The 11,529-nt window shown below is 61.4% G+C and carries 10 protein-coding genes; 6 read left to right on the forward strand and 4 right to left on the reverse strand.

Translation table 11 applies throughout. The annotated features are described in order from the left end of the window. Positions 1 to 12: 12 nt before the first annotated feature. The 4 genes from A9D60_RS23655 to A9D60_RS23670 all read left to right on the forward strand — a co-directional run bounded on the left by A9D60_RS23655 (position 13) and on the right by A9D60_RS23670 (position 4,482). Positions 13 to 2,889, forward strand: coding sequence for a helicase-related protein (locus A9D60_RS23655; protein ID WP_065269849.1), 2,877 nt, complete (start codon positions 13 to 15; stop codon positions 2,887 to 2,889). A 7-nt stretch (positions 2,890 to 2,896) separates the two neighbouring features. Next, positions 2,897 to 3,271 (forward strand): RNA-binding S4 domain-containing protein, encoded by a 375-nt coding sequence (locus tag A9D60_RS23660; RefSeq protein WP_065269850.1) that lies wholly within the window; start codon positions 2,897 to 2,899, stop codon positions 3,269 to 3,271. 62 nt (positions 3,272 to 3,333) lie between these two features. After that, positions 3,334 to 3,672: a ferredoxin FdxA gene (fdxA, locus tag A9D60_RS23665; RefSeq protein ID WP_019294695.1), complete on the forward strand. Its 339-nt coding sequence runs from the start codon at positions 3,334 to 3,336 to the stop codon at positions 3,670 to 3,672. Between the two features lie 300 nt (positions 3,673 to 3,972). Further along, positions 3,973 to 4,482, forward strand: coding sequence for a CarD family transcriptional regulator (locus tag A9D60_RS23670; RefSeq protein ID WP_019294694.1), 510 nt, complete (start codon positions 3,973 to 3,975; stop codon positions 4,480 to 4,482). A gap of 71 nt (positions 4,483 to 4,553) precedes the next feature. On the opposite strand, the gene cobS is transcribed toward A9D60_RS23670, so the two are convergent. After that, positions 4,554 to 5,312, reverse strand: a complete 759-nt coding sequence (gene cobS, locus A9D60_RS23675) for an adenosylcobinamide-GDP ribazoletransferase (protein WP_065269851.1) — start codon at positions 5,310 to 5,312, stop codon at positions 4,554 to 4,556. A 100-nt stretch (positions 5,313 to 5,412) separates the two neighbouring features. On the opposite strand from cobS, the gene cobT reads away from it, so the two are divergent. Continuing rightward, positions 5,413 to 6,429, forward strand: a complete 1,017-nt coding sequence (gene cobT, locus A9D60_RS23680; RefSeq protein WP_065269852.1) for a nicotinate-nucleotide--dimethylbenzimidazole phosphoribosyltransferase — start codon at positions 5,413 to 5,415, stop codon at positions 6,427 to 6,429. A gap of 55 nt (positions 6,430 to 6,484) precedes the next feature. Here cobT and A9D60_RS23685 read toward each other — a convergent pair whose 3' ends face one another. The 3 genes from A9D60_RS23685 to A9D60_RS23695 form a co-directional block, all read right to left on the reverse strand. Continuing rightward, the gene (locus A9D60_RS23685; protein WP_065269853.1) at positions 6,485 to 8,377 is read right to left on the reverse strand and encodes a cation:proton antiporter domain-containing protein; all 1,893 of its coding nucleotides are present in this window, start codon (positions 8,375 to 8,377) and stop codon (positions 6,485 to 6,487) included. A gap of 89 nt (positions 8,378 to 8,466) precedes the next feature. After that, entirely contained in the window at positions 8,467 to 9,687 is a 1,221-nt protein-coding gene (locus A9D60_RS23690) for a PAS domain-containing protein (RefSeq protein WP_065269854.1), read from the reverse strand. Between the two features lie 67 nt (positions 9,688 to 9,754). Beyond that, a complete protein-coding gene (locus A9D60_RS23695) occupies positions 9,755 to 10,210 on the reverse strand; it encodes an Lrp/AsnC family transcriptional regulator (protein WP_039180055.1) in 456 nt (151 codons plus the stop codon). A gap of 151 nt (positions 10,211 to 10,361) precedes the next feature. Between A9D60_RS23695 and hppD the strand changes: the two genes are divergently transcribed. Continuing rightward, on the forward strand, positions 10,362 to 11,462 hold the full coding sequence (hppD, locus tag A9D60_RS23700) for a 4-hydroxyphenylpyruvate dioxygenase (protein WP_065269855.1): 1,101 nt from the start codon (positions 10,362 to 10,364) through the stop codon (positions 11,460 to 11,462). Positions 11,463 to 11,529: the final 67 nt, after the last annotated feature.

The following is an 11,529-nucleotide window of genomic DNA, read 5'->3' on the forward strand; positions in this document are numbered from 1 at the left end:
GGGGCTGAAGTTATGGCAAGCGCATCGCGGATCGTGGCCGTCCTGGGCCCGACCAACACCGGCAAAACCCACTATGCCATCGAACGGATGCTGGGCTACCGCACCGGGGTAATGGGGTTCCCGCTGCGCTTGCTGGCGCGCGAGGTCTATGACAAGGTCGTGGCCGCCCGCGGGCCGTCGGTGGTGGCGCTGGTTACCGGTGAGGAGCGCATCGTTCCGCCGCGGGCGCAATACTGGATCTGCACGGTCGAGGCGATGCCGGAGGGCATGGGCTGCGACTTCCTGGCCATCGACGAGATCCAGCTCTGCGCCGACCCGGAGCGCGGCCATGTGTTCACTGACCGGCTGCTGCGCGCCCGCGGTACCCATGAGACGCTGTTCCTGGGCGCGGACACTATGCGCGGGCCCATCTCCGCCCTGGTGCCGGGCGTCGAGTTTGTCCGGCGCGAGCGGATGTCCGATCTGGTCTATACAGGTTCGAAAAAGATAAGCCGGATGCCGCCCCGGACCGCAATCGTCGGGTTTTCGGTTGATAATGTCTATGCGATTGCCGAGCTGATCCGGCGCCAGAAGGGCGGTGCGGCAGTGGTGATGGGGGCGCTGAGCCCGCGGACACGCAACGCGCAGGTGGAGCTTTATCAGAATGGCGAGGTCGACTATCTGGTCGCCACCGATGCCATCGGCATGGGGCTGAATCTGGACATCGACCACGTGGCGTTTTCCTCCACCACCAAGTTCGACGGCCGCCGGATGCGTCCGCTGGCACCGAATGAGCTGGCGCAGATCGCGGGCCGTGCGGGCCGGGGGATGAGCCACGGCACCTTTGGCGTCACCGGCGATGCAAGGCCGCTGGATGAGGGCACCGCTTCGGCGATCATGAACCACCAGTTCACGCCGCTGAAGAAACTCAACTGGCGCTCCGCAGAACTTCAGTTCGGCACGGTGGAGGCGCTGATCAATTCGCTCGAATCAAGTCCCGCGAACGAAAACCTGATCAAGGCGCGCGAGGCGGATGATCTGGGCGCGTTGAAGATGCTGTCGCGGGAATCCGCCGTGATTTCGCGCACCACCAATGCGCAATCGGTGAAACTGCTATGGGATGTCTGCCGGATCCCCGATTTCCGAGGTATCAGCCATGCTGAGCACGCCTCGCTTCTGGGGGTGATTTTCGAGCATTTGCACGGCGGCGGGGTGGTGCCGGACGACTGGATGGCCCGCCAGATAAAGCGGATTGACCGCACCGACGGAAACATCGACACATTGTCCAAGCGTCTGGCATTTATCCGGACGTGGACATATGTCGCGCAGCGGAACGGATGGCTGCGTGACGAAAGCCATTGGCGCGGAGAGACGCGCGCTGTAGAAGACAGACTGTCGGATGCTCTGCATGAGCGTTTGACTCAGCGATTTGTGGACCGGCGCACGTCTGTGCTGTTGCGGCGGCTCAAACAGAAGGAGGCCCTTTTGGCCGAAGTGAATGACAAGGGTGAAGTGACGGTCGAAGGCGAATTCGTCGGCCGTCTGGAGGGGTTCCGGTTCAGCCCGGATAAAGCTGCGCAAGGCACTGAGGCAAAAGCCCTCAAGGCGGCTTCGCTGCAAGCTTTGGCGCCGCAATTCCATCTGCGTGCGGACCGGTTCTATAACGCGCCCGATACCGAGATCGATTTTACCGAGCAGGGCGGCCTGATGTGGGGCGAGCATGCGGTGGGCAAGCTGGTTGCCGGCGCCGACGCGCTGAACCCTCAGATCGAGGTATTTGTGGATGAGGCGGCAGGCCCGGATGTGGCCCAGAAGGTCGAGCGCCGCCTGCTGCATTTCATCACCCGCAAGATCACGGCGCTGTTCGAGCCGCTTTTGAACCTGCAAAAGGATGAAGAGCTGACCGGCCTCGCGCGCGGCTTTGCCTTCCGCATGGTCGAAAACCTTGGCGTGCTGCCCCGTGCGGGCGTGGCACAAGAGGTCAAGGATCTGGATCAGGACGCTCGCGGCGCGCTGCGCAAGCACGGCATCCGGTTCGGCCAGTTCACCATTTTCATGCCGCTGCTGCTGAAGCCTGCGCCGACCCGTCTGCGTCTGGTGCTGTGGTCGCTGGCAAACGGCCTGCAGGACTTCCCCGAGGCACCGCCGCCGGGCCTGGTCACTGTGCCGTCGATCAAAGACGCGCCGGAAGGCTATGACACTATGTCCGGCTACCGCGCTGCAGGCGAGCGGATGATCCGCATCGACATGCTGGAACGCCTGGCCGATATGCTGCGCAGCGAAGACAGCCGCGGCGGTTTTGAAGCCAAGGCCGACATGCTGTCGATCACGGGCATGACGCTGGAGCAGTTCGCCGACCTGATGCAGGGACTGGGCTACAAGGCCGAGAAAGGCGAGCGCGAGAAGGTGAAGCCGGTTGCGGCTGAGGCCGAGGCGAAACCTGCAGAGGCGGCCGAAGAGGCGCCCGCAGCGGAAGACATTGCCGCTGAAGATCCGGTTGCTGAGGCTGTTGCGGAAACTCCGGAAGCGCCGGTTGAGGCCGAGGTCGAAGCGGCACCTGTTGAAGAGGCAACTGAAGCCAAGGCTGAGACTGCTGCTGACGCAGACCCCGAGGTCGAAGTCTTCTTTACCTTCACCTGGGGCGGTAACCGCGGCGGACGCCAAGGCGGTGGCCAGCGCCAGCAGAACCGCCGCCCGCAGGGCGAAGGCAAGCCTGGCGGCAAGGGCAAGCCGCGCGGTGCCAAGGGCGGCGACCGTGATGGTGGCCGGGGCAAGCCGGGCCGCAAGGGCGGTCCGCGCCAGGACCAGGGCGCCAAGACCTATTCCTCGCGTCCCGCCAAGAAGGAAAAGCAGATCGACCCGGACAACCCCTTTGCGGCAGCGCTGATGGGGTTGAAGCAGGGCGATTGATCCGGCCATGACTGAGGGGGCGCCCAAGATCCGCATTGACAAGTGGCTGTGGCATGCGCGGTTCTTCAAGACCCGCAGCCTGGCCGCCAAGCAGGTCAGCGCGGGACATGTGCGCCTCAACGGCACCAAGGCTTCGAAACCGGCTCAGAGCGTCGCCCCCGGTGACGTTCTGACCTTTGCTCAAGGCAAAGTGATCCGCGTGGTCAAGGTGGAGGCAATCGGCGAGCGCCGCGGCCCGGCGCCGGAAGCACAGGCGCTGTACTTCGACATGACGGAAAAGCAGGAAAAAGTTCCGGCTAATCCAAGGTTCGAAGGAAAAGGCCGCCCGGACAAAAAAGCCCGCAGGGCGCTTGATCTTACCCGCAAGTCCGAAGGCTTTTGACGCCTTGAAGTGCAGCCGCGTCTGGATTAGCTAGGCGCAAACGGAAAACGGGACTCGGTACAATGACCTATGTCGTGACGGAAAACTGCATCGCCTGCAAATACACCGACTGTGTCGAGGTATGCCCGGTGGACTGTTTCTATGAGGGCGAGAACACCCTTGTGATCCATCCCGACGAATGCATCGACTGCGGCGTTTGCGAACCGGAATGCCCGGCTGACGCAATCCGCCCGGATACCGAGCCGGACATGGACAAATGGGTTGAATTCAACCGCAAATATGCAGAGCTGTGGCCGGTCATCGTGTCCAAGAAAGACCCGATGCCCGGGTATGAGGAGCGCGACGGCGAAGAAGGCAAGATGGAGAAGTATTTCTCCGAGGCGCCCGGCGAAGGCGGCTGATTCTCTGCCTCTCGCGGCAATGCCGCATTTGTGCGGAAAACCGCCGTATTGCTTCGGGTTTTCACGGGCCCTTGCCAGCAGGCCGCCTTTCGGGCGGACCTTTTTTATGGTATACTTAAACCACAATAGACATAAACAATCGGAGTCCGCCCCCGGTGCGCCGTAGCAGTGGCGCGCATAATGGGCGGTATTTCTGCGGAGAAAATGTCCTGAGGGCTGGTCAAACTGAACTGACCGGAACTGGAGATTTATTCCGCCATAGTGCCGGTGCCGCCCGGCCATGAGTGAGGAAGAACCTGTATGACCAAGTCGAAGAAGCTCGAATTCCGCCCCAATGATTATGTGGTCTACCCGGCGCATGGCGTCGGCCAGATCATCTCGATCGAGGAGCAGGAAGTGGCCGGCTTTGCGCTGGAGCTTTTCGTGATCACCTTTGAGAAGGACAAGATGACCCTGCGGGTGCCGACCAACAAGGCGACCGAAGTGGGCATGCGCTCGCTGAGCTCGCCGGACGTGATTGCCCAGGCGATGAAAACGCTGAAAGGCAAGGCCAAGGTCAAACGCGCCATGTGGTCGCGCCGCGCCCAGGAGTATGAGCAGAAGATCAATTCAGGCGATCTGATCTCGATCGCTGAAGTGGTGCGCGACCTGCACCGCACTGACGACCAGCGCGAGCAGAGCTATTCCGAGCGTCAGCTGTATGAAGCCGCGCTGGAGCGCCTGACCCGTGAAGTGGCTGCCGTTTCCGGTAATGATGAAATTGCTGCTGCCAAGCAGGTGGATGAGGTTCTCACCTCCCGCGCTGCCTGACTTTTGCGATGAATTTTTGTTGAGAGGGCCGTGCCTGAAAGGGCGCGGCCTTTTTCGTGTTTGAAGGCAGCCTAGCTGCAGAGTGCAAGCAAGGTTAGCAAGCCCGCGATCTCAGCAACTTGCTGGGAGGCGCCAAGGATATCGCCGGTCTGCCCGTCGATTTTGGCCTTTGCCACCCGGCCCAGCCCGGCCGCAGCCGCACCCATTGCCGCAGCCGCGGCAAATGCAGTGCCGCCGACAATCGGCAGCGACAAGGAGATGGCCATTCCCGCGGCCAAAAGGCACGGGAGAGTGCCAGGGCGTCCGACAGTCTGAGACAGCCCGGTGGAACGGGCGTGGGGAAGCGCGGTCATCAATACCGGCATCACGGCCCGGCTCAGCATGGCGAGAGCCAGAAGCGGCCAGACACCGGCGGATGCAAACAGCGCTGCCAGACCGCTCCAGCGCAGGCCCAGGCCTAGGATCAAAGCGATCACCCCATAGGCGCCGATGCGGCTGTCCTGCATGATCTCCAGCCGCCGCTCGCGGGTGAACCCGCCCCAAAGCCCGTCGGCGGTATCAGCCAGCCCGTCCTCGTGCATGGCGCCGGTCAGCATCACCTGAACAGTCAGCGCAAGCCCGGCGGCAACTGTTGCGGGCAGCCCGGCGGCCATCGCCAGTGAGGCCAGCAGTGCCGCAGGCAGGGCAACTGCAAGGCCTGCCAGCGGAAAGGCCCAAACCGCCTTGGCCTGCCGCTGGAATGTATTGGACGGCAATTGAGGCAGCGGCAGCCGGGTCAGCAGCACCAGTGCCAGAAGGATGTCTTTTGGCTGTATGTCGTTTTTTGGCATTCGCGGGCCTATTGCAGTGCTTGCGGCGGGGCTGCTAGCGGTTAAAGAGGGTCAATCCGCTTTATCCGCGTCCACCACTCAGATGCAACGAGGCTTTCACATGCTGCCACAGCTTTCCTCCCTTGATGATTTCCGCGCCGCACTGGCTGGCGCACCGGCCCAGGACCAAACTTCCGTGGCCGGCGCGGCGGCACGCAATGGCCAGCTGACAAAACCGCCGGGTGCGCTGGGACGGCTGGAGGATCTGGCGATTTGGTACGGCGGCTGGCGGGGCAGCGAACGGCCTGAAATCACTGCGCCGCAGGTGATTGTGTTTGCCGGCAATCACGGTGTGATGGAGCAGGGTGTCTCGGCATTCCCGGCAGAAGTGACTGCCCAGATGGTGATAAACTTTGAGCACGGCGGCGCAGCCATCAACCAGCTGGCCAAGCTGGCCGGGGCCCGCATGGATGTGCATGCGCTGGAACTGGACCGCCCGACCGCCGACTTCACCAAAGGTGCCGCAATGAGCCAGGAAGACCTGCTGGCGGCGCTGAAAGCTGGCTGGGATGTTGTGGATCCATCAGCGGACTTGCTGGTGGTCGGCGAGATGGGCATCGGCAACACCACCCCGGCAGCGGCCCTGGCCTGCGCGCTGTTCGGCGGTGAGGCGGCGGACTGGACCGGGCGCGGCACTGGCGTGGACGACGCGGGGCTGGCCAATAAAACCAGAGTGGTTGCTGAAGGGGTGGCGCTGCACGGGGATGCAATCCGCGACGGCCTGGACGCGCTGGCCTGCCTGGGCGGGCGGGAGATTGCGGCAATGGCAGGCGCTATAGCCGCAGCCCGTGTGCTGCGCATTCCGGTGATCCTTGATGGGTTCATCTGCTGTGCTGCGGCTGCGTGCCTGCTGCAAACGGCGGATGGGGCGCTGGATCATACGGTTGCGGGCCACCAAAGCGCCGAAGGTGCGCATGCCGCGTTGCTTGCAAAACTTGGCAAGGAGCCGCTGTTGTCGCTTGGTTTGCGCCTGGGTGAAGCCTCTGGTGCGGCGCTGGCCATCCAGATTCTGAAGGGCGCCATAGCCTGCCACAGCGGGATGGCCACATTTGCCGAAGCCGGGGTTTCGGACGGCTGATCCATAGGCCTTTTTAGCTTTAAAGGGAAAACCCCGGCTTGGCGCCGGGGTTTTGTCATTCTGCGGCTTCCGATGATCTTTTGCGCCGTCGTTCAGCCATTTCGAAGATTGCGCTTTCGATGGCTTTTTCCAGCTCCTGAGCCCGTTCGATATAGGCCGGGTTCTGGCTCGCGGGCACGCCCGGCATCCAGTGCTGCGCCAGGTCGCGCAGGTTCTGGCGGTCATGGTTGTAGAAGGTCTGCGCCGCTTGCGCCGCCTCATACTCGCTGAGGCCAACGTTTTCGAGCACATAGCGGCCCGCGCGCACTGAGCTGTCGAACAATTCGCGCACGATGTCGTCGGCGCCGGCCTGATACAGTTCGTAGACGTGGTTGCGGTCCTTGGCGCGGGCGATGATGTGCAGGTCAGGATAGGCGCGGCGCACATAGGACACCATCTTTACCACACCTTCAGGGTCGTCCAGCGCCACCACAAAGACCTTGGCCTTGGCGATTCCTGCGGCCTTCAGGAGTTCCGGGCGGGTGGGATCGCCGAGGAAGCTCTTGACCCCGAAGCGGCGCATCAGCTGCACCGCTTCCATATCGTGGTCCAGCACAACTGTCTTGAAGCCGCTGGCCTGCACCAGGCGGTTGACGATTTGCCCGAAACGGCCGATGCCTGCGATGATCACCGGCCCTTCTTCGTCGATCTCGTCAGGTTCAGGCGCCTGCAGCGGTTCGCCCATGCGTTTGGACAGCAGGTCATAGGCGATGAACAAGAGCGGAGTGATCAGCATAGACAGCGCGATCACCAGCAGCAGTTTCTCTGACAGTGCCGTCGGAAGAACGTTGAGCTGAGCGGAAAACGCCAGCAGCACAAAGCCGAATTCCCCGGCTTGCGCCAGGCTGAGGGTAAACAGCCACAGCCGGCGCCGGCGCAGCCCGAAGGCACGGCCAACAGCAAACAGCACCACGCCCTTGGCAAAGATCACCAGGAGCGCCAGTCCGATCAGATCGCCAGGATCGGCCAGGAACTGCCGGTAATTTATACCGGCGCCCACGGTGATGAAAAACAGCCCGAGCAAGAGCCCCTTGAATGGGTTGAGATCGCTTTCCATTTCGTGCCGGAATTCGGAGTTGGCCAGAACCACACCCGCCAGGAAGGCGCCAAGCGCCGGAGACAGGCCGACAAGGGTCATCACGAAGGAAATGCCAACCACGATCATCAGCGCCAATGCGGTGTACATTTCGCGCAAGTTAGAGGCGTGGATGAAGCGGAATAAAGGCCGGGTCAGGTAGATGCCCGCCAGGATTATGAAGGCGATTGCAGCCAGGGTCACCAGCGCCACAGCCCAGCCGGGCAGCCCGTCGACCAGTGACAGGGAGCCATGGCCGCCGCCGTGCCCGCCCGCGCCTTCACGGCTGATTGAGCCGTCGGCGGAGAATTGCGGGATGGCGTAAGAGCCCAGAAGCGGCAGAAACGCGAGGATCGGAATGACCGCAATATCCTGCGTCAGAAGCACCGAGAATGCCGCGCGGCCACCGCCGGTCTGCATCAGCCCCTTTTCCGATAGTGTCTGCAGCACAATCGCGGTGGAAGACAGAGATAGCGCCAGGCCCACCGCCAGGCTGACATGCCATGGCTGGCCCATGGCCACTGCCGCGCCCATCAAGACAACTGTCGAAGCGGTAACCTGCATGCCGCCCAAGCCGATCAGCTTGTCCCGCATCGCCCAAAGCGCGCGCGGTTCAAGCTCCAGCCCGATCAGGAACAGCATCATCACCACGCCGAACTCGGCAAAATGACGAAGATCCTCAGTTTCGGCGCCGGTCAAGCCAAGCACAGGGCCAATCGCGATGCCGGCCGCAAGATACCCCAGCACCGACCCCAGGCCGAGCCGCGCCGCCAGCGGCACTGCGATGACCGCAGCGCCCAGGTAAATAGTTGCCTGATAGAAAAACTCTTCCATGAAACAGGTATCGCAAGCCCGCCGGTACCTTGGCAATGGCTTTAGAGCGGCAGGGCAGGCTGTTATGGCAATTGAGCGCCTGCGTGGCGCTATTGCTCGAGCATACGGATGTCCTCGCTGAGTTTTGCGATCCTATCCAGCCGCCGTGAAATCCGTTCCTGGAAGCCGCCGAGCTGGTCGATGATGTCAGCCAGGGTTTCGCCGGAATCAGTAAGCCGCGCACTTTCGATCTTGAGCAGTACCCTGGTCGAGCTGAGACCCAGAAAATGGCGGTGCATGATCTGGCAGGCGCCGGTGATGCGTGCGGCTTCCTCATCCACTTCCTTCATTCCGTCCTCAGACCGTTTCACCTGCGCCTTCACCAGGTCGCCCAGGATCTTGCGCTCGGATTCCATGTCGGCGTTGCCGAGTTCGCGACGTTCCTTCTGAAGCTGGTTGTCGCACTCAATAAGCACGCGCGCCATGCCTTCGACAAACAGGCTGTCGTTCACCGACGACTTAATCTTGGCGAAGTTGCTGTTCTCTCCCATCACGTGGGCGCCGAACCAATCGGACATCTGCCGTGACATGGCGCCATAGTTCTGGGACAGGACTGTCACAGGGCCGCCCGAAGGTTCGATGCGTGAGGCCAGCACCCGCAGGTTATGCGGGATGGTGTGCATGGCATCGAAATCGGCAATCAGCCCATCGGTTTCCTCTGCCAGTTTTTCGGCATCCTGCAGCATGCCTGACAGCTCTTGAATCCGGGCATGCGTCTGGTTTCCCAGCCCCTGATCCCGTGCAATCAGTTCCTGGCTGAGAGCATGGGCTGCAAATTGATGATAGTTCTCGTAGCCTTGGCCTTTGAGCCAGTCGAGCAGGTGCTGGGCGCTTTCTTCCGGTTTGACGCCTTCTTCCTTTTCGCGCTTCAGCATTTTGGCGTATAGGCTGCGCACGTCTTCAAACAGCTTGCTGCTCGGTTTAATGCGGGCAGACAGATAGCCGTCCTGACAGGGGACCACCACGGCAAAGACCCAGTAGTACAGCCCGTCCTTGGCCTTGTTCTTAACGTAGGCGCCGATGCTTTCTCCGCGCTGGATGGTATCCCAGAACAGCGAGAACACGCCCTTGGGCATGTCCGGGTGGCGGATCACTTTGTGCGGCGCACCAATCAAGTCTTCCCAGGGATAGGCGCCGACGCGGCGGAACACATAGTTGCCGGCCTGGATCACACCGCGGCTGTCGGTTCGGGAGAAAAACACTTCATTGAGGCCAAACGGGGCCTCGCCGCTGGTTGGGCGGGTTTCAACACGGCGGTCTACAAAGGACACGGAAGGGATCCACTTTGGGTTACAGAAATCGTTGCAGCATCTTTATGTCCAATTCCTTCCCAGCTGGTTAAGTCGGCAGCGGCGCGTCGCGTTTTAATTGTGCCATCACGATTTGGCTTTGAACCCTCGCAACGCCGGGATGGGGCAGCAAAATCTCGTGGATGAGGGTGTTCAGTGCCTGCAGGTCGGTGCAATAGACGCGCAGCAGGTAATCGGCCTCGCCGGTCATGGTCCAGGCAGATGTGATTTCCGGCTGGCTGGCCACCAGACGGGCGAATCCCTTCGACTGTTCCGGTCCATGGCTGCTCAGGTGCACCTGCACGAATCCCTGAACGGCCAGCCCCAGCCTGGCGGGGTTGAGCCGGGCGGCGTAGCCCTCGATGTAGCCTTCTGCCTCCAGCCGCTGCCGCCGCCGGCCAGCCTGGCTGGGGGACAGGTTCAGCATCTCTCCCAGCTCTTGAGCCGTCAGGTGGGCGTTTTTCTGCAGAGCCGCGAGCAGTTTGGTGTCGGTCGGATCGATCATGCGCGATTTTCCTTTCAATGATCATAATGGTGCGGCAACTGCGCATATTTCAAGGTTTTGGTGCGTAAGTATGCGGAAAATATGCGCTCGGAATGCGGTATTCTTGATTCAAGAAATCACATTATCCCGAATGACATGAAGGAGACGCGCTATGGGTCCATTTCCGCACAACGCCCCCAAATCCGAGATCACGCCGGAAAACCCGGCCGGCACGGATGGCTTTGAGTTTGTTGAGTTTGCCAGCCCGAACCCGGAAGAGTTGCGGGCTTTGTTCACCCGCATGGGTTATGAGCTGACCGGCCACCGCAAGGACCAGCCGCTGGTGGAACTGTGGCAGCAGGGGGATGTCACCTACATCCTGAATGCCGACCCGGAAAGCTTTGCCGCAAAATTCGTGGACGAACACGGCCCCTGCGCCCCGGCGATGGGATGGCGGGTGGCCGACGCTCAGAAGGCCTTTGAACATGCCGTGTCCAAAGGCGCGGAAGCCTATGAAGGCCCTGGTAAGGTCATGAACGTGCCTGCCATCAAGGGCATTGGCGGTTCTCTGATCTACTTCATCGACCAGTACTACGACACCTCGCCCTACAACGAGGAATTTGAGTGGCTGAAGCAGTCCAAACCGCGCGGCGACGGCTTCTACTACCTCGATCACCTGACCCACAATGTCTACAAGGGCAATATGGACAAGTGGTTCAAGTTCTACGAGGAGCTGTTCAACTTCAAGGAGATCCGTTTCTTTGACATCCAGGGTAAATACACAGGCCTGTTCAGCCGTGCACTGACCTCGCCTTGCGGCCGCATCCGGATCCCGATCAACGAAGACCGCGGCGAGACCGGTCAGATCGTGTCTTACCTGAAAAAATACAACGGCGAAGGCATCCAGCATATCGCGGTCGGCACCGAGGATATCTACGCCAGCACCGATGCAATTGCAGAAAAGGGCCTGAAGTTCATGCCCGGCCCGAATGACACCTACTATGAGTTGTCCAAGGAACGGGTGCACGGCCATGACGAGCCCCTGGACCGGATGAAGAAACACGGCATCCTGATCGACGGCGAAGGCGTGGTGGACGGCGGCGAGACCCGCATCTTGCTGCAGATCTTCTCGAAAACCGTGATCGGGCCGATCTTCTTTGAGTTCATTCAGCGCAAGGGCGACGACGGCTTTGGCGAGGGCAACTTCAAAGCGCTGTTTGAATCGATCGAGCGCGAGCAGATTGAAAGCGGCGAGATCCAGGCCGCGGAATAAGCGCAGGCTGAGGAACTGACTGAGCCGGGTCTGTCATGCAGGCCCGGCTTTCTTGTGCCTGGGTATT

The sequence above is a fragment of the Leisingera sp. JC1 genome (genome assembly GCF_001679925.1).
In the GTDB taxonomy this organism is placed as follows: domain Bacteria; phylum Pseudomonadota; class Alphaproteobacteria; order Rhodobacterales; family Rhodobacteraceae; genus Leisingera.